We start from the raw sequence: 18,946 nt of genomic DNA, 5'->3' as shown, positions 1-18,946 counted from the left end.
TGGCACAGAAAATGCATTGATGGGCGCGCGTGATGGCATGCCACACGCTTACTCTTATCACTGGAGCCAATCGGATGAAAAAAGTTGTCACGGTTTGCCCTTATTGCGCATCAGGTTGCAAAATCAACCTGGTGGTTAATAACGGCAAAATCGTCAAGGCCGAAGGCGCAAACGGGAAAACCAATGAAGGCGATTTGTGCCTGAAAGGGTATTACGGCTGGGATTTTATCAATGATACCCAGATCCTCACTCCCCGCCTGAAGTCCCCCATGATTCGTCGCCAACGCGGCGGCAAACTGGAAGCCGTTTCCTGGGATGTTGCGCTGGATTATGTCAGCGAACGCCTGAGTGCGATTAAACAGAAATATGGCCCGAATGCCATTATGACCACCGGGTCTTCCCGTGGTACGGGCAACGAAACCAATTATGTGATGCAAAAATTTGCGCGCGCCGTTATTGGCACCAATAACGTCGATTGCTGCGCACGCGTCTGACACGGCCCTTCGGTTGCAGGTCTGCACCAGTCGGTCGGTAATGGCGCAATGAGTAATGCCATCAACGAAATTGACGACACAGATTTACTGTTTATTTTCGGCTATAACCCTGCGGATTCGCATCCTATTGTTGCGAAGCATGTTCTGCGCGCAAAACAAAATGGCGCAAAAATCATTGTGTGTGACCCGCGCAAAATTGAAACCGCACGTATTGCCGACCAACACCTTGCTTTGCGTAATGGTTCTAATATTGCCCTGCTCAATGCTCTGGGCCATGTGATCATCGAAGAAAACCTGTACGACAAAGACTTCGTTGCCACACGCACAGAAGAATTCGGGGAATACCAGAAAATTGTTGCGGGCTATACCCCGGAATCCGTCGAAGACATTACAGGGCTGAGTGCACAACAAATCCGCCTCGCGGCCCGGACCTATGCTGGCGCTAAAACTGCGATGATCTTGTGGGGCATGGGCGTCACGCAATTCTACCAGGGCGTGGAAACTGTTCGTTCCCTGACAAGCCTTGCATTGCTGACCGGGAACCTGGGCAAACCCCATACTGGCGTTAACCCGGTACGTGGCCAGAACAATGTTCAGGGTGCCTGCGATATGGGCGCACTGCCGGATACTTTCCCAGGCTACCAGTACGTGAACAACCCTGAGCACCGCGCAAAATTTGCCAGTGCATGGGGCGTGGATTCACTGCCAGCAGAAACGGGATACCGCATCAGCGAGCTACCGCACCGCGTTGCCCACGGGGAAGTAAGAGCCGCTTACATTATGGGTGAAGACCCGTTGCAAACAGATGCTGAACTCTCTGCGGTACGCCAGGCGTTTAATGACCTGGAACTGGTTATTGTTCAGGACATCTTCATGACCAAAACCGCATCTGCAGCGGATGTCATCCTGCCATCCACTTCGTGGGGTGAGCATGAAGGGGTATACACAGCGGCAGATCGTGGCTTCCAGCGCTTCTTTAAAGCGGTGGAACCCCAGTGGGACCTGAAGACAGACTGGCAAATTATCAGTGAAATCGCCACGCGCATGGGTTACCCGATGCATTACAACAACACCCAGGAGATTTGGGATGAGTTGCGGCATCTGTGCCCGGATTTTTATGGGGCAACCTATGAAAAAATGGGCGAGCTGGGTTTTATTCAGTGGCCGTGCCGCGATACCGGGCCAGAAGACCAGGGCACTTCTTACCTGTATGCGAAACAGTTCGACCGCGCTAATGGTCTGGGGCAGTTCTACACCTGTGACTGGGTGGCTCCGCAGGACAGGCTTACAGAGGAATACCCCATGGTGTTGTCTACCGTGCGTGAAGTGGGCCACTACTCTTGTCGTTCCATGACCGGCAACTGTGCGGCACTGGCAGCACTGGCAGATGAACCCGGCTATGCGCAAATCAATACTCAGGATGCGATACAACTGGGTATTGAAGATGAAACGCTGGTATGGGTGCATTCCCGTAAAGGTAAAATTATCACCCGAGCCCAGGTCAGTGACCGGCCCAACAAAGGCGCTATCTACATGACATATCAATGGTGGATAGGTGCCTGTAATGAGCTGGTAACTGAAAACCTGAGCCCGATAACCAAAACGCCGGAGTATAAATACTGTGCTGTCCGGGTTGAGCCCATTGCGGACCAGAGTGCAGCGGAACAGTACGTTATAGAGAGTTATAACGCACTGAAAAACCGCCTGCGGGAAAGTGCGCAAGGGTAACAACATCAGTGTGCTATCTCACCAGCCGTACACCAACAGGTGTGCGGCTTTTTTATTCCTGACTTACTCCCACTCTTTGTTTTGATAGTTTTCTGGTAAACCTTACCCCTGGAGGTCTCAAAGGGTTTTCATGTTTGCCTAATTCATTAGCATAATTTGGGAATTTTGAACGCATTTTAAAAAACTTTTCCAGAAAAGTATTGTGACAACATTGTCTGACTGAAGGCTAAATTGATAAAAAAAGAGCCCGGATACTGATGATTTGGGCTCGATATTTCACCTAAAAGTTATATCACTACAGATTAATCTTTTTCGGCTAAAGGAAGTGGTGGTAGTCCTAGTTCTTTGAGGAACGTGTTATGAGTGAGCGTTGCTCTCTTAATACTTTCTTCCAATGAAATCAACTCACTGTGGACATCTTTTAGATCTATTCTTTTTTCAGCCTGTGCTGTACTGACATAACGAGAGATATTCAGGTTGAAGCCGTTTTTCTCAATCTCTTCCATAGAAACGCGACGGGAATATCGCTCTTCTTCTTTCCTGAATTGATAGCTCTCGACAATTTTGTTGATGTGTTCTGGCAGCAGATAATTCTGGCGTTTACCTTTCTCGGCTTGTTCTGCGGCGTTAATAAACAATACATCATCTGACTTCTTACAGCGTTTGAGGACGAGAATGCAAACAGGTATGCCCGTAGAGAAGAACAGATTGGCTGGAAGGCCAATGACGGTATCGATATGCCCATCTTTTAACAACTTGGTACGAATACGCTCTTCTGCACCACCACGGAATAAAACACCGTGCGGCAGAATAATCGCCATAACCCCGTCATCACTGAGAAAGTGGAAACCATGCAGCAGGAAGGCAAAGTCAGCGGCAGATTTGGGGGCAAGACCATAGTTTTTGAAGCGGAAATCTTCACCCAGTGCCTCAGTAGGCTCCCAGCGCAAGCTGAAAGGTGGGTTAGCGACGATAGCGTCGAATTGCATTTTCTTCGCAGGATTCATCTCATTGAGAATATCCCAGTCATTCTCTAACGTATCACCGTGATGAATTTCAAACTCGGTATCTTTTACCCCATGCAACAGCATGTTCATGCGTGCAAGGTTATAGGTAGTGATATTTTTCTCTTGGCCAAATATTTTACCTACAGAGCCTCCTTCAGCGCTTAACCTGTTTCGTACATTCAATAGTAACGAGCCTGAGCCACAAGCGAAGTCCATCACTTGTTTAATTTTTTTCTTTGAACCAGTCGTCGGGTCCTGGCTGTCTAATGTGACGATTGCTGACAAGATGGTAGAAACTTGTTGAGGTGTATAAAACTCACCCGCTTTTTTTCCTGAACCTGCTGCAAACTGGCCAATCAAGTATTCATAGGCATCGCCCAGATCGTCTCTGGCATTGCTAAAACCAGAAATACCTTCGGCAATTTTTTGAATAATGGCACAAAGCTTGGCATTACGATCGGCAGGCTTTTTGCCTAGCTTTTCAGAGTGCAGGTTGATTTCCGAGAACAAGCCCTGAAACGCGCTGTTGAAAGACTTATTTTCAATATACTTAAAGCCCTTCCATAAGGTATCCAGCAAATCGGCATGTTGAGTACGTGCCATTTCGGCCACACTACTCCACAGAAAAGCAGGCTCAATAACATAATGTGTTTTAAGCCGCATCTGCTTTTCAAAATCGGCAATATCAGCCTGGTTGTTCTGATACCAGATTGCTAACGGTGCGCGACGATCGTCATTGCCCGGTTCGGGGTAATCCCCGCCCAATTCCTTCTTAGCGGCCTGTTCGTAGTTATCGGACAGATAACGCAAGAATAGAAATGACAGCATGTAATCACGAAAGTCATCGGCATTCATCGCGCCGCGTAATTGATTAGCGATATCCCATAGGGTTTTACCAAGCTGATTAAGTTGTTCTTTGGTCATCGTTTATTCTTCACTTTAAAGAGATCAGGAAAAAATTCCCTGATTAAAACTATATGTTTTCAGAAAGTCATTCAGGATTTTTCGGAAATGTGACTTGTTTTCGGGAATCATTTCAATGGGTTCAAGTAACGAATAACCACCATGATTCAACACCTGAACCAACCTCGTTAATAATGTTTTCTCGTCATCATCATTTTCCACGCTTATAAAATGACTAAAGTCAGTATAGCCATGAAAAGTAGCAGTTTTTTCCATAAGATTACGTAGAATATTGAAGTGGTAAGTATATAGCTCTCCTGAGTCAGCAGCTTTTTTTAGATCCCTCAACATTGCCACATGATAGAACCTAGCCGTATCTCCATACATCGGTTTCAAGGTGTATCCATTGCCACCTTCGTTTTTACCCAGAAAATACTTAACTGCATTTCCCCATTCATTACACATTACATTAAAAAATAACGTGTGATGCGAAGATAAAGTCACTTTTATGTCTTTTCTCGATGTTTTAAATAATTGAGCCAAGTGATGAGCAACAGCCACAGCGTTGTTATCATCTAACGAGGATATAGGATCATCTATGTATATAAATTTAACCCACGAATAGACAGAGCCTTCCTCGCTATCTAATGCTAACCGCGCAACCACAAGGAAAAAACACCAGATAAATATATTTTCTTCACCTCGAGATACCTTGATATGGATAGGATCACCCTCACTATCTATATCACGATAAAATATCACTTCCCATTTAGCATAATCAATAAAAAACTTAAAGTCGGCATAACGGGATAGGATTGGGGATATTCTATTTTCCATTTCCAATTCCTGCAAACCTTCAAAAAAACGAGAGTCACGATTTAATCGTAACACTCGTTTAGAATCGCTTTCCAAGTCGTTATCCCAATAAAAAAGGTCCTCAGTAAAAGCATTAAAGTAAAGGGTATCCCGTTCATCGCCGATTTTTCCTTTCTCTTTGAACTCCATTGATAATCGGGTTTTTCCAGTGCCATTATAAGCAAATAGTAAGACATACTTTTTATCTTCAAGTTTTTCACGCAGATGATCTGCAACCTCACTTAGATCCTGAAAAATTACTAATTTATTTTCCATTACATCACCTCATCCACGACTGGAAAAAGCTTTTGAATGAGACCTTTTTTGTGCTGCTTTAAAGAGTCAACTTCTCTTTCTTGAAACGCAATCATCTCGTCAATTGACGAAAGACTGTTTGAAACCATTTGTTGTTCTCTGTAAGATTCTGGAACTAATATTCCTAGGCTCAGAATATCCCCCCGCGAAAGCCCTGGTATAAGATTTCCAGAAGCGAGAGCAATTAAAAGCTGTCGTTTCGTTGCAAGGAAATGAAATACAAATCCTTCATGTGTAGATGTTGATCTGATAGCCATGAGCTGACGGCCTAAAGCAACTTCATTTAACTCCAAACGTAGCAGCTCTCCAACTCCGCTTCCCTTAACGGTAATAACAGTGTCTCCACGCCGCCCAATATTTGCACTTCGCGTGGTCCATTTACTGACAGAATCTATATTATTTGTATAGTCTGATGGTCCCGTAAAATACGGAACTTCGCCCACTTCTGCGTACCCATCAGGTGGTAGATGAAGTCCTGATATGAGTTCCACTTTCGACGAAAGGGGGGTTTCTCTCCACTTATCTTGTCCCCGAAACTCTGGAAAACGCAGCTTAGGTGAGACTTCACCTTCTGCAGGAAAAAGTTGTTGCATCAACCCTTTCTTATGATCTTTGAGCGCTTCGAGCTTTTGAGTATGCAGCGTGATCAGCTTGTCGATGGAGGCAAGGCAATCGGCGATTTTTTGTTGTTCCAACTCACAAGGATTTGGAACAGGCATGGCCATAAAATCACTGCCAGTAATACTCATACGGTCATGACGAGCGCCACTATTCGATACAGTTTGCAAATAGGCATACCATTTAGACGACTTGAAAAACTGCTCGAAGAAATCATTGTTCTTGCTATTAAACCTAAAGACAGTGTAAAGCGGAGACATCACCCCTTTGCCAACTTTATTCTTCGAGATTGGCCCTACTGGTGCGGTGGATGATATCCTCGGGTTATAGACGTAATCGCCTTTATCAACAATGTAGTAGCTTTCAAGATTTCCTTTAACAGCAATATCCTTGTCGAAATAATCTCGCTGGTCTACGACTCCATCAACCGCAGAATTAGTCAGTACACGGGTGATTTTTTCTCCCTTGTTCTTACTTGTTGACCTTTTTGCTACGGCATTCAACCGCACACAAGGCCAGTTAGGCTCCTTCTCAAACTCAGGAAACCGTAGTTCAGGAACCAATCCTTTCTTTTGCTTATTCATATGCATCTAATCCTGAAATCTCACGCCCCTCGGCCTGTTTTTGCAGGTAAGGCACTAAATCTTCCATCAAGGCCAGTTCTGCCACGCGACGCGCTTTCCAACCGAGCTCCAAGGGAGCAAGTAAGTCTGTTAATTGTTCACCATCAAAAATCATGCGATCCAGAATCCCATCCACGAAAGCTTGCAGCGATTGGGTTTGCAGCCCATGTTTCTCAGCAACTTGCGCTAATACCTGCGCGGCTTTCTGCGCTTTAAAAGCTTGATAGCCTTCGCGGATTTGCTTTTCACTTAGCGCTTCGCCAGCCTTGAGGCTATTGATGTAGGCAATAATATCTTCACGTTCTTCCATCAAGTTAGCATTAGCGCTGATGAGCTCGATCAGCTCCTGGCGCGTCATCTTCTGCTTGCCAGTTTTTTGAGTGGATTTGGCAATCAGCCCCATGATGTAGTCATAGTCGATAATACTGGAGGCAAAAAGCACCAGATCAAATTCAAGTTGCTCCACCGATTCTTCGTTGTCATCATTTTTACCTTGCTTACGCTTTAGCTCCATAGCCATGTCGAGGTAAATGGCTTTAAAGCCCCGCAGAGTATCTGTTGGCAGTTTTTGTTCGATGGAGGCTTTGCTTTCTTCGTCCAGATCCGTGTATTGATCTAGCTGGGTTTTCAGCTTCTGCACTTCTTTAAAGTGGTTGATAAACTCGGCCTTGGTCGTATCGCCTTTCAGGTTGTACACCTCAGATGGCTCGCAGCTTAAGCCTTTGGACTCCATAAAGGTTTGCAATTCGTCCACCTTTTTCTGGAATGCCTCAACCACTTTGGGTGCCGGATCGACCAGCCAAATTTCTCTGGCTTTATCTTTAGCCCCGCCAGAAAACAACTCAATTGCTGCGTTTACCTCACTTTCCTGATAACGGAAGTCCAGAACGTTACCCCAAGGTTTGGTGTCATTCAGAACACGGTTGGTGCGCGAGAATGCCTGGATAAGGCCGTGATGTTTCAGGTTTTTATCTACATACAGAGTATTGAGATATTTTGAGTCAAAACCGGTTAACAGCATGTCCACCACAATGGTGATGTCGATTTTGTTTTTACGAGGGTAATCAACATTGCTGTACTTTTGGTCTTTAATGCGCTGCTGCACATCCTGATAGTAAAGGTCGAATTCGTTAATAGTGTGATTGGTGCCGTATTGTTCGTTGTAGTTAGCAATAATTGCCATCAGTGCAGCCTTTTTCTTTTCGGGCTCTACCTGGTTATCGGCACTTTCTTGGGGCAGGTCTTCTTGAAGCTGCTTGATATCTGCCGCATTCTTATTGCCGTTTACACTGCCAGCGCTGTTACCATCGTTCTCTTTAGCGGTCTGGGCCGGGGGTGAGAATACACAGGCGATATTCAATGGCTCGAAATTTTCGTCTTCAGACTGCTTTTGTGCCTGAAGCGTTTTAAATAGCTCAAAATACTCGATGGCATGATTGATCGATGCTGTTGCTAACACGGCATTAAAGCGGCGCTGATTAGTGGCGCTATCGTGTTTGTCGAGAATGGCTTTTATTACCGCTTCAGGTGGTGGCAGTTCTTTTTTCTTAGGCTTGGTTTGACCACCTTTACCATCGTCTTTCCCATAATAGTCAATGTGGAAACTCAGTACGTTTTTGTCTTCAATGGCGTGAGTGATGGTATAGGCGTGTAACTCTTTTTCGAAAATATCTTCCGTGGTTTTGAAAGAAGCCAGGTTGCCATCGACTTGCTGATAACTGGAATTTTCGTCAAAAATAGGTGTGCCGGTAAAACCAAACAACTGAGCTTTGGGGAAAAATTCTTTAATGGCTTTATGGTTCTCACCAAATTGAGAGCGGTGACATTCGTCGAAAATAAATACCACGCGCTTATCACGCAGCGGCTCCAAACGCTCTTTATAGGTCTGTTTGCCATTTTTCTGCTGAGCCTTGTTGCGTTTGCTATTTTCATCCAAGGCCAGACCAAGCTTTTGAATGGTAGTAACAATTACTTTATCGGCATAGTCTTCCGATAACATGCGGCGTACAAGCGTTTCGGTGTTGGTGTTTTGCTCTACACATCCTTCCTGGAATTTGTTGAATTCCTCCCGCGTTTGGCGATCGAGATCTTTGCGATCGACAACAAATAAACATTTTTCAATATCGGGATTATCTTTCAATAGCGTAGAGGCTTTGAATGACGTGAGTGTTTTACCAGAGCCTGTGGTATGCCAGATATAGCCATTACCACGGTTCTGGTGAATCGCATCCACAATAGCTTTAACGGCATAGATTTGATACGGACGCATGATGAGCATTTTTTGCTCGCTCTTCTTGTTGTTCTTATCTGCGTGCTGATAAATGGGCAGAAAACGCTCATCGGCATTAAAGCTGAAGTGCTCTTTGCGATTATTGGCGAAATAGCGCGTATCGTTACCATTGCTGACGATAAATAACTGCATAAAGCAGAGTAGAGTATTGGTATACCCGTTGCCAGTGTCGTTTTTATACTCAACAATTTGCTCCATCGCTCTGCGAGGACTGATCTGTAGCGACTTCAGCTCAATCTGTACCAGTGGTAAGCCATTGAGCAATAGAATCACGTCATAGCGATGATGACTGTTATCTGTGTTGATACGAAGCTGGCTAATTACTTCAAAGTCGTTTTTACACCAGTCTTTAAGATTAACCAGCATGTATTCCAACGGAGTGCCATCTTCACGGGTAAATTTCCCCTTTTCACGCAGCGCTTGAGCGGCCAAAAAGACATCCGCTGTAATGATCTCTTCACGGAAGCGGTTGAATTCTGCATCGGACAGGTTGACTCGGTTCAAAGCTTCGAACTTCTTACGGAAGTTCTGCTCCAGGCTAGACTTGTCGCGAATGTCGCTACGGTAGGTGTATTTGAGGTCTTGTAGCCTGGTGATTAAACCTTGCTCAATTTGTTGTTCTTTAGTCATGGGTTACGCCTAATGATTTTGACACGTCGTGGGCAGAGGTTGTCTTCACAGGTATCACACTATTCATCCGTGAATTCCAGTATATCCGCCACATCGCAAGCAAAGAGCTGGCAGAGCTTATCCAATGCCTCGATGTCTATCTTTTGAGCTGTTTCCTTGTACATCAGGGTCACTGTATTGCGTCTAAGCCCTGTCTCTCGTAAAACGTCGGAAATCTTCATTTTCCGCTCCCCCATCAGGCGGGCGAGATGGCAACGTATCATATCTATGCTCGGAGTTGGCCCTGTTTAAACTGATTTAAGCATTTTAAACTGTAAAAATTCAATTTAATATTAAATTTTTATTGTTCAGAATGATTTTTGGACAGAAACTTGCAGAGGGCAAACTTTTCATATGTGCAAGTACTATACGTAGCTGGCCTCTCAGTTTTTCTACAGCAGGAACGTGTGTAAGTGGGTTTTCTATGCTGCCCCCTCATAGTAAAACCGGTATTGTCCTGCTATTGTACAACCAGGATGAAACTCATATGACATCCTTCCGGTAGCAGACAAAATACTCAGTCAGAAACGCTATTCACCTGTTCTCTCTTCATTTTTCGGTAATGTTCGTTAATACATTTCGCACTATTTTCCGCTCTGCTTCAAAGAATGTTTGGTGTTTTATTAAACCACTTTAAACAATGCGTGATCTCTCGCCCAAAAAGTAAACAAAGCCATAAGGCCCACTTCAATTAACCTTTTCGCGACATATTATTAACATCAGGAAAGGAGAAAAAACTATGAGCCAAATTCACAAGCACCCAATTCCCGCAACTATTGCGGAACGCTGCCTGATAAATCCGGAACAATATGCGTCAATGTACCAACAATCATGCCAGGATCCTGACACATTCTGGGGTGAACAGGGCAAGATCCTTGACTGGATCAAGCCATATACCAAAGTAAAGAACACCTCGTTTGCACCGGGAAATGTGTCGATTAAGTGGTATGAGGATGGCACCCTTAACCTGGCGGCTAACTGTCTGGACCGCCATCTCGCGACCCGCGGCGACCAGGTGGCTATCATCTGGGAAGGCGATGATGCCAGCCAAAGTAGTACACTGACTTATCGTGAACTGCACCGTGACGTCTGCCGCTTTGCCAATGTGTTAACTCAGCAAGGTATTCGTAAAGGCGATGTGGTGGCGATTTATATGCCAATGGTACCGGAAGCCGCCGTTGCCATGCTGGCCTGCGCCCGTGTGGGTGCCGTTCACTCCGTTATTTTTGGTGGATTTTCCCCGGAGGCTGTTGCCGGGCGTATTGTGGATTCCAGCGCAAAAATGGTGATTACCGCCGATGAAGGCGTTCGCGCCGGGCGGGGAATTCCACTGAAAAAGAACGTCGATGAAGCCCTTGAGCATCCGGAAGTCACCACAATTGAGCATGTGATAACGCTAAAACGTACCGGCGGCGCTGTTCAATGGCATGAAGGCCGCGACCTGTGGTGGCACGATTGTATGGCTGGTGCCAGCGATGAACACCAGGCCGTTGAAATGAGTGCGGAAGACCCACTGTTCATCCTCTATACCTCCGGTTCAACCGGCAAGCCAAAAGGTGTGTTGCATACTACAGGTGGCTACCTGGTTTATGCCGCTACCACATTTAAATATGTTTTTGACTACCACGATGGTGACATTTACTGGTGCACTGCCGATGTGGGCTGGGTGACCGGGCACAGCTACCTGCTTTATGGGCCACTGGCCTGCGGCGCCACCACGCTGGTATTTGAAGGCGTGCCTAACTGGCCGAAGCCGAACCGTATGGCACAAGTGGTCGATAAGCATAAAGTTAATATTCTGTACACCGCACCGACCGCAATCCGGGCGCTTATGGCAGAAGGTGACAGTGCTATAGAGGGCACAGACCGCTCGTCATTACGTATTCTGGGCTCAGTGGGCGAACCGATTAATCCGGAAGCCTGGGAGTGGTACTGGAAAAAAATCGGCAACGAGAAATGCCCGGTTATGGATACCTGGTGGCAAACCGAAACCGGTGGTTTCATGATAACCCCGTTACCCGGCGCAACTGAACTGAAAGCAGGTTCGGCCACCAGGCCTTTCTTCGGTGTACAACCGGCACTGGTTGATAACGAAGGTAATCTGCTGGAAGGCGCGACAGAAGGTAACCTGGTTATCACTGATTCCTGGCCCGGGCAGGCCCGCACCCTGTTTGGCGATCATGCTCGTTTTGAACAGACCTACTTTTCGACCTTTAAAAACCGCTATTTCAGTGGAGATGGTGCGCGCCGCGATGAAGATGGTTATTACTGGATAACCGGGCGCGTAGACGATGTGCTGAATGTATCCGGCCACCGCCTGGGCACTGCCGAAATTGAATCAGCACTGGTCTCCCACCCACTGATTGCTGAAGCTGCCGTGGTCGGGATCCCCCATAACATTAAAGGCCAGGCTATTTATGCTTACGTCACCCTGATTCATGGCGAAGAACCCACACCGGCACTGTATACCGAAGTACGTAACTGGGTACGCAAAGAGATTGGGCCACTGGCAACACCTGATGTGTTGCACTGGACTGATGCCTTGCCGAAGACCCGTTCAGGGAAAATCATGCGCCGTATTCTGCGCAAAATCGCCGCCGGTGATACCAGCAACTTTGGCGATACTTCGACCCTGGCAGATCCCGGTGTTGTAGAAAAATTACTGGAGGAAAAACAGTCAATTAAAATGCCATCGTAATTCGGCACGATACACCGCCCTGCATACTGCGTGCAGGGCGCAATCTGTGATGAATACAGCTCGATACGCTAAATATTCTAACTATAACCCCCAACAACAACAAAACTGACCTTACCTCTGGAGATGCTGCGATGAATGATACCGTTTATCAGCAGGTACAAAACACCCCATATTTCAAGGAACTGGTACATAAAAGGCAACGGTTTGCCGCCTTCCTGACCACTATTATGTTGGTGGTTTATTTTGGTTTTATCATGCTTATCGCTTTTGCCCCCGAATGGTTGGGGACCCCGCTGGGGCCAGACACTAATGTCACCCGCGGCATACCCGTAGGTATTGGCATTATCGTACTGTCGTTTGTGCTGACAGGCGTGTATGTCTGGCGAGCAAATGGCGAATTTGACCGACTCACGAAGGCCATTATCAGCGAGGTAAAACCATCATGATGCGTTTGTTGACCACATTACTTATGATGGGATTGCCACTGGCCGGACAGTGTGCGGATGCCATCACCGGGGAAGTTAAACGCCAGCCAACTAACTGGCAGGCAATTATTATGTTTGTCATTTTTGTCGTGCTGACACTCGGGATAACCTGGTGGGCTTCCCGCCGGACCCGCTCCAGAAGCGACTACTACACCGCTGGCGGGAATATCACCGGCTTCCAGAACGGCCTGGCGATTGCCGGTGACTTTATGTCTGCGGCATCCTTTCTGGGGATTTCCGCGCTGGTATATACCTCTGGCTACGATGGCCTTATCTATTCCTTAGGCTTCCTGGTCGGCTGGCCGATTATTCTGTTTCTGATAGCCGAACGCCTGCGTAATCTCGGCCGCTATACCTTTGCAGACGTGGCATCTTATCGCCTGCAACAACGCCCGATTCGTACCTTGTCTGCCTGCGGTTCACTGGTGGTGGTAGCGTTGTACCTGATTGCACAGATGGTCGGCGCAGGTAAACTTATCCAGTTGTTATTTGGCCTGAACTACCATGTTGCGGTGGTGATGGTGGGTGTGTTGATGGTGATGTATGTGCTGTTTGGCGGCATGCTGGCCACCACCTGGGTGCAAATCATCAAGGCTGTACTGCTATTGTTTGGTGCCAGTTTTATGGCGATTATGGTCATGAAACATGCCGGATTCAGTTTTAATAACCTGTTTACCGAAGCGATGTCGGTGCACCCTAAAGGTGGCGCGATTATGCGGCCTGGCGGGTTAGTGAGTGACCCGATATCCGCCCTGTCTCTGGGGCTTGGGCTGATGTTTGGTACTGCCGGGTTACCACATATTCTGATGCGTTTCTTCACCGTCAACGACGCCCGTGAAGCACGCAAAAGTGTGTTCTATGCTACTGGGTTTATGGGGTATTTCTACTTCCTGACCTTCATTATCGGCTTTGGTGCCATTATGTTAGTGGGTGCAAACCCGACGTTTAAAGACGCTGCTGGAGCACTGATTGGCGGCAACAATATGGCGGCGGTTCACCTGGCGGATGCTGTAGGTGGCAATCTGTTCCTGGGCTTTATCTCTGCCGTGGCGTTCGCCACTATTCTGGCCGTTGTCGCCGGTCTGACGCTGGCCGGTGCGTCTGCGGTGTCCCACGATTTGTATGCCAACGTTATTCGCAAAGGTGCAACGGAACGCCAGGAGTTAAAAGTTTCCAAAATTACTGTTCTGGTGCTGGGTGTGGTGGCAATTCTGCTGGGGATTTTGTTCGAGAAACAGAATATTGCGTTTATGGTGGGCCTGGCCTTCTCCATTGCCGCCAGTTGTAACTTCCCGATTATTCTGCTGTCGATGTACTGGTCCAAACTGACCACACGCGGCGCAATGACTGGCGGCTGGTTAGGTTTGCTCACCGCAGTCGTGCTGATGGTGCTTGGCCCAACCATTTGGGTGAAAATCCTTGGACACGCCACTGCAATATTCCCTTACGAATACCCGGCGCTGTTCTCCATGCTTGCGGCCTTTATTGGTGTCTGGTTCTTCTCCGCTACCGATACCAGCGAAGCGGGTAAACATGAACGTTCGCTGTTCCAGGCGCAGTTTATTCGTTCGCAAACCGGCATCGGTATTGAGCAGGGGAAATCGCACTAACATCGTTTTCTCCCCCGGTTCGCCGGGGGATTATCAAAACATTTCCCAGTCCCCTGAGGCGGCCAGTACCATAATTATCCCCGACAACATCATCGCCAGGCGCAAAAACACAACAACATCCCCACCAGATTGGCAGGCAGCGGCGAACGCCACCACTGCACCAGGTATTCCGGTAGTACAAATAAATCCGCATACAGCACAACCTGAACCGGAGCCTGCAGGCGTTATAGCATGCCCTGTACCAGTATTCGTAATGCAATGGTCATAGCCAGGATATCCTGAAATTATCGGCAAAGAAGGCGCAGTATAAGAAAGCGATAAAATTCCAGAAATGAATTAACATTATCGAAATCATAGTTAAATGGCATAGTTTGGGAGGACAGGTATGGATATACGCATGTTGCGTTATTTTGTTGAGGTGGTGCGCCAGCAAAGCTTTACCCGTGCTGCCGAAAACTTATTTGTTACTCAGCCCACTATCAGTAAGATGCTGCGCAATCTCGAAGATGAATTAGGCACCACGCTGCTGATTCGCCAGGGGCGTAAATTGTCGCTCACTGATACCGGGCAAGCCGTGTATGACAAAGGCCGGGTGATTCTGGATAACGTTCAGCAACTCCAGTCAGAACTGAGCGATATTCGCCAGTTGAACCACGGTACTTTGCGCCTTGGGATCCCGCCAATGGTAGGGATGATTATGGCCTCCCCGATTGCCCACTTTCGCCAAAAATACCCGGGAATAGAGTTAAAAATTTCCGAATTTGGTGGGCTGAAAGTGCAACAGGCAGTACAAAATGGCGAACTGGATGTCGCTGTAACGGCACTACCTGTTGAAGACGAACAACATTTCACTACGCTGCATGTGGCACAACACCCTTTGTGCGTAGTGGTTCCCAAAGGTTCTAAATGGGCGGCTATGGTCACCATTTCCCCCACACAACTGGCCGATGTACCGTTACTGATTTATAACGAGGATTTTTCCCTCAGCCACCAGTTGATGCAGATGTTCACCGGGTCAGGGATTACCCCAAGAATTGCGGTGCGTAGTGGGCAGTGGGATTTTCTGGCTGCCATGGTGCAGGCCCAGGTAGGTCTGGCTATTTTGCCCGAACCCATTTGCAAAAAACTGGATTCAGGCTTGTTAAGCTGGCGGCCTCTGGACAGCGAACTGCACTGGGCTCTGGCGATGATTTGGCGTAACGAGGGCTATCTTTCCCACAGTGCCCAAGCCTGGATAACGTGTTGCAAGAACCACTGGCCGCCATCAGGCAGCCTGTAACATTAACTACGTTCAATAAGCAATGTTTCCAGCAGGTCCAGATCATGGACCATTTTTAGCAGGGTTTCATTACTGATCTGTTTAGTCGCCCGCAGGTGGTAAAGTTCCGCCCGCTCAGAACGCAATGCTGTCAGTCGCAAGCGCCGCTCAAGGTTTTCTTCTTGCGCTGTGCTTGTGTCATCACTGCGTCCCCCTGCTCTGCGCCGCAGGTTGCCGATAATCCTGGAGCTCACTTCCCGGATAACTTCGTCATCAATATTCTCTTTACTGTCTGCCGCCAACCTTTCCGCCATTTTCTGCACAGTCACAATAGCCACTTCAGCCGTTGCCGACCGGGCAACACGCTCTTCCCGGGAAATCAGCGTGTGGTCAGTCACCGTGATATGGCGCAGTAATAATGGCAGCATCACCACGCCAACAACCAGTGAGAAAAGAATCACACCCGCGGAAATAAACACCATTTCATAACGGGCAGGGAACAGTGAACCGTCTTTCAGAAACAAGGGGATAGCGAGCACACCAGCCAGTGTCAGCGCCCCACGAACTCCCGCAAAAGCAGCGATAGATAACTCACGAGTGCTCCAGTCAGAAAAAGACATAGGGTTGTTTTGCAAAAAACGCAAACTGAACCGTTTCATCACCCATAGCCAGGTAAAACGCACAGCTATCAGGGCGATATAAATCACCACAATATCAGCAAACAGCATCCACACTTCAACGTTCGGATCGGCACTGGCGGTTGCCAGTGAAGTTTCCATAATGCCCGGTAGCTGTAGCCCCAACAGCAAAAAAACCATGCCGTTAAACACAAACTCCAGCATAGCCCAGACACTGTTCGCCCGTAATCGCATAGCCAGTGGCGCAGTACGCATTACCCCTGAACGGGTTATTGTCATCCCGGCAGCTACCGCAGCGAGAATGCCAGAAACACCAAAATGCTCGGCAATGAGATACGAAGCAAACGGTAGCAGGAACAGCAGTAAGATTTGCGTGGCAGGTTCATCGCCACTCCAGCGGCTCATCAGGCGCAATGAACGGCCATACACCAGGCTGACAATAATACCGGCAACCAGCCCGCCAATAGCCACTTTGAGGAATTCAACAGTCGCACCGCCCACGGTGAATACCATGGTGCCCATGACAACCGCGACCGCGAATTTCAGTGAGACCAGGCCGGACGCGTCGTTCATCAGCGCTTCACCCTGCAGGATCCCCATAATTTTTTTCGGTATGCGCCCTTCACCAACAATTCCGGACAGCGCCACAGCGTCGGTAGGCGAAAGCACGGCAGCCAGCGCAAAAGCGGGCACTAATGGAATACCGGGCACCAGCCAGTAAATCAGGAAACCGATTCCCGCCACGGTGATGAGTACCAGCACCAGCGCAAGGCCAATAATCTCGCGACCATGTTGTAAGAACTCCGAGGTTGGCGTTTTCCAGCCATCGGCAAACAGCAATGGCGGGATAAACAGCACCAGGAACAGCTCCGGGTTGAAGTCCACATGCAGGCCAAACTGCGGCCAGGCGAACAATGCACCCAGCGCGATTTGCATTAAAGGTAATGGAACCCGAAATGGCAACATGCGTGTCACCATCCCGGAAAGGGAGACCAGTAAGGTCATAATCAGAATCGTGAAGAAAATTTCCATGTTTTCCTGCGATGTATAATTGCGGGTGATTGTTATGTCTGAAGAGTGGTACAACCTGATAGTAAAGTAATTTTTACCGAGTTGAAAATCAAAGCGCAGTCTTGCTTCTGCACAGAACGCAAAACTGCAGGCACAGTAAAATGCTCTGCCAGCACAGAGTCAGTTGCGCGTCGTGTCCATCACACTGCCTTTTCTCACTACCAGAGCCCGGCGCCCGCCTGTAATATCTCAGCAAAAATCAAAGAAAACAGACAACGCACAAATCCCACAGCCACACCAGACAACACAAAAAGCCCCGCCACTTGCAGCGAGGCCGGTTCGCGTAAGACCGGTGAACCGGAGAAAGGAAGACAAGGTTATTCCGCCCGGATGGCGGAATAAGGCGAACCGAGGCATGGATGCCGAGTCGAGCCGGCCGCAGGCTGACTGCCCGGAGGTGAACGCAGTGCGCAGCACCGGTCGCCCGCGAAAAACCGGATTGTTAAGGGGCGGGCCCCTTAACACGTTCACTGGCTGTGAAGCCACATTGAGCGCATCACTTCAGGTGAACGGAACTTCCACCACACTGGTAACAGGTTCAGTAAACAGTACTCAACCACAGTAAAATGATCTGCCAGCACAGAGCCAGTTGCGCGCCGTGGTAACCACACTGCTTTCTCTCACCTACTGCGCCCGGCGCCCGCAGGGGGCACTAGCCCCCTGCCCCCCCTTTTGTGGCCGGCAAAATCGCCGCTTCGCGGACATTCGGCTTACCCCGGCGGCCTGTTCGGGTACCGCTCCGGGTCGGCTTCCTGCCTCCCATCGCTCTGCCTGCGTCCTGCAGGCAGCCCCGGCCCGCCAGGCCCGCCTCAACGATTTAGAGGCCACCCAAACCCACCCGTTTGTAAGCCAGCAGCAAAAAATAAATAAAGACATACCGGGTACAAATCCTCCAGCCACACCAGACAACACAAAAAGCCCCGCCACTTGCAGCGAGGCCGGTTCGCGTAAGACCGGTGAACCGCAGAAAGGAAGACAAGGTTATTCCGCCCGGACGGCGGAATAAGGCGAAACGAGGCATGGATGCCGAGTCGAGCCGGCCGCAGGCTGACTGCCCGGAGGTGAACGCAGTGCGCAGCACCGGTCGCCCGCGAAAACGGGGATTGCAAAGGGGGCGAGCCCCCTTAGCCCGTTCACAGGCTGTGAAGTCACATTAACCACCCGACTTCAAGTGAACGGAACTTTCACATCAGTCCAGGTGAACGGAAACAGCCACACTGACACAGTGAACACAACAGTCACCACTGTAACAATAATCTGCCAGCACAGAGCCAGTTGCGCGCCGTGTCAGCCATACTGCTTCCTCTCCCCCCCTGCGCCCGGCGCCCGCAGGGGGCACTGGCCCCCTGCCCCCCCTTTTGTGGCCGGCAAAATCGCCGCTTCGCGGACATTCGGCTTACCCCGGCGGCCTGTTCGGGTACCGCTCCGAGTCGGCTTCCTGCCTCCCGTCGCTCTGCCTGCGTCCTGCAGGCAGCCCCGGCCCGCCAGGCACGCCTCAACGATTTAGAGGCCACACCCCACACCCGCCTGTCATATCTCAGCAAAAATCAAAGAAAACAGACAACGCATAAATCCAACAGCCACACCTGACAACACAAAAAACCCCGCTACTTGCAGCGAGGCCTGTATCGCGTAAGACCGGTGAACCGCAGAAAGGAAGACAAGGTTATTCCGCCCGGATGGC

Annotated in this window: 11 protein-coding genes and 1 pseudogene; 5 read left to right on the top strand and 7 right to left on the bottom strand. The window is 48.7% G+C overall.

All coding sequences use genetic code 11. From position 1 onward, the window contains the following. Positions 1 to 74: 74 nt before the first annotated feature. On the top strand, positions 75 to 2,222 hold the full coding sequence (fdhF, locus tag A9B99_RS08365; RefSeq protein WP_082917845.1) for a formate dehydrogenase subunit alpha: 2,148 nt from the start codon (positions 75 to 77) through the stop codon (positions 2,220 to 2,222). 302 nt (positions 2,223 to 2,524) lie between these two features. Here fdhF and A9B99_RS08360 read toward each other — a convergent pair whose 3' ends face one another. The 5 genes from A9B99_RS08360 to A9B99_RS08340 are packed head-to-tail and all read right to left on the bottom strand — an operon-like array spanning position 2,525 to position 9,726. Next, positions 2,525 to 4,153: a type I restriction-modification system subunit M gene (locus tag A9B99_RS08360; RefSeq protein WP_064596548.1), complete on the bottom strand. Its 1,629-nt coding sequence runs from the start codon at positions 4,151 to 4,153 to the stop codon at positions 2,525 to 2,527. A gap of 24 nt (positions 4,154 to 4,177) precedes the next feature. Next, positions 4,178 to 5,263 (bottom strand): AAA family ATPase, encoded by a 1,086-nt coding sequence (locus A9B99_RS08355; RefSeq protein ID WP_064596545.1) that lies wholly within the window; start codon positions 5,261 to 5,263, stop codon positions 4,178 to 4,180. After that, positions 5,263 to 6,504, bottom strand: coding sequence for a restriction endonuclease subunit S (locus A9B99_RS08350; RefSeq protein WP_064596543.1), 1,242 nt, complete (start codon positions 6,502 to 6,504; stop codon positions 5,263 to 5,265). The genes A9B99_RS08355 and A9B99_RS08350 overlap by 1 nt, the downstream gene beginning before the upstream one ends. Next, positions 6,497 to 9,463 carry a type I restriction endonuclease subunit R gene (locus tag A9B99_RS08345; protein WP_064596541.1) on the bottom strand — a complete coding sequence of 989 codons (2,967 nt, stop codon included), beginning with the start codon at positions 9,461 to 9,463 and terminating at the stop codon, positions 6,497 to 6,499. Before A9B99_RS08345 ends, A9B99_RS08350 begins: the two co-directional genes overlap by 8 nt. A 59-nt stretch (positions 9,464 to 9,522) precedes the next feature. After that, positions 9,523 to 9,726, bottom strand: a complete 204-nt coding sequence (locus A9B99_RS08340; RefSeq protein WP_064596539.1) for a helix-turn-helix domain-containing protein — start codon at positions 9,724 to 9,726, stop codon at positions 9,523 to 9,525. A 515-nt stretch (positions 9,727 to 10,241) separates the two neighbouring features. Here A9B99_RS08340 and acs point away from each other — a divergent pair. The 3 genes from acs to actP all read left to right on the top strand — a co-directional run bounded on the left by acs (position 10,242) and on the right by actP (position 14,295). Then, entirely contained in the window at positions 10,242 to 12,200 is a 1,959-nt protein-coding gene (acs, locus tag A9B99_RS08335) for an acetate--CoA ligase (protein WP_064596538.1), read from the top strand. Between the two features lie 131 nt (positions 12,201 to 12,331). Further along, positions 12,332 to 12,646, top strand: a complete 315-nt coding sequence (locus A9B99_RS08330) for a DUF485 domain-containing protein (protein ID WP_064596536.1) — start codon at positions 12,332 to 12,334, stop codon at positions 12,644 to 12,646. Further along, the gene (gene actP, locus A9B99_RS08325) at positions 12,640 to 14,295 is read left to right on the top strand and encodes a cation/acetate symporter ActP (RefSeq protein ID WP_197499266.1); all 1,656 of its coding nucleotides are present in this window, start codon (positions 12,640 to 12,642) and stop codon (positions 14,293 to 14,295) included. Before A9B99_RS08330 ends, actP begins: the two co-directional genes overlap by 7 nt. 110 nt (positions 14,296 to 14,405) lie before the next feature. Here the strand turns inward: actP and A9B99_RS24490 are convergent. Then, a pseudogene (locus tag A9B99_RS24490) lies at positions 14,406 to 14,516 on the bottom strand (CidA/LrgA family protein); the annotation flags it as partial. 164 nt (positions 14,517 to 14,680) lie between these two features. On the opposite strand from A9B99_RS24490, the gene A9B99_RS08320 reads away from it, so the two are divergent. Beyond that, entirely contained in the window at positions 14,681 to 15,574 is an 894-nt protein-coding gene (locus tag A9B99_RS08320; protein WP_064596534.1) for a LysR family transcriptional regulator, read from the top strand. Between the two features lie 2 nt (positions 15,575 to 15,576). On the opposite strand, the gene A9B99_RS08315 is transcribed toward A9B99_RS08320, so the two are convergent. Further along, positions 15,577 to 17,223 carry a Na+/H+ antiporter gene (locus tag A9B99_RS08315; protein WP_064596532.1) on the bottom strand — a complete coding sequence of 549 codons (1,647 nt, stop codon included), beginning with the start codon at positions 17,221 to 17,223 and terminating at the stop codon, positions 15,577 to 15,579. Between the last annotated feature and the right edge of the window lie 1,723 nt (positions 17,224 to 18,946).

The sequence above is a fragment of the Mangrovibacter phragmitis genome (assembly GCF_001655675.1).
Lineage (GTDB): Bacteria > Pseudomonadota > Gammaproteobacteria > Enterobacterales > Enterobacteriaceae > Mangrovibacter > Mangrovibacter phragmitis.
The sequence above is the reverse complement of the archived record's forward strand: the minus strand, read 5'-3'. Positions and strand labels throughout refer to the sequence as shown.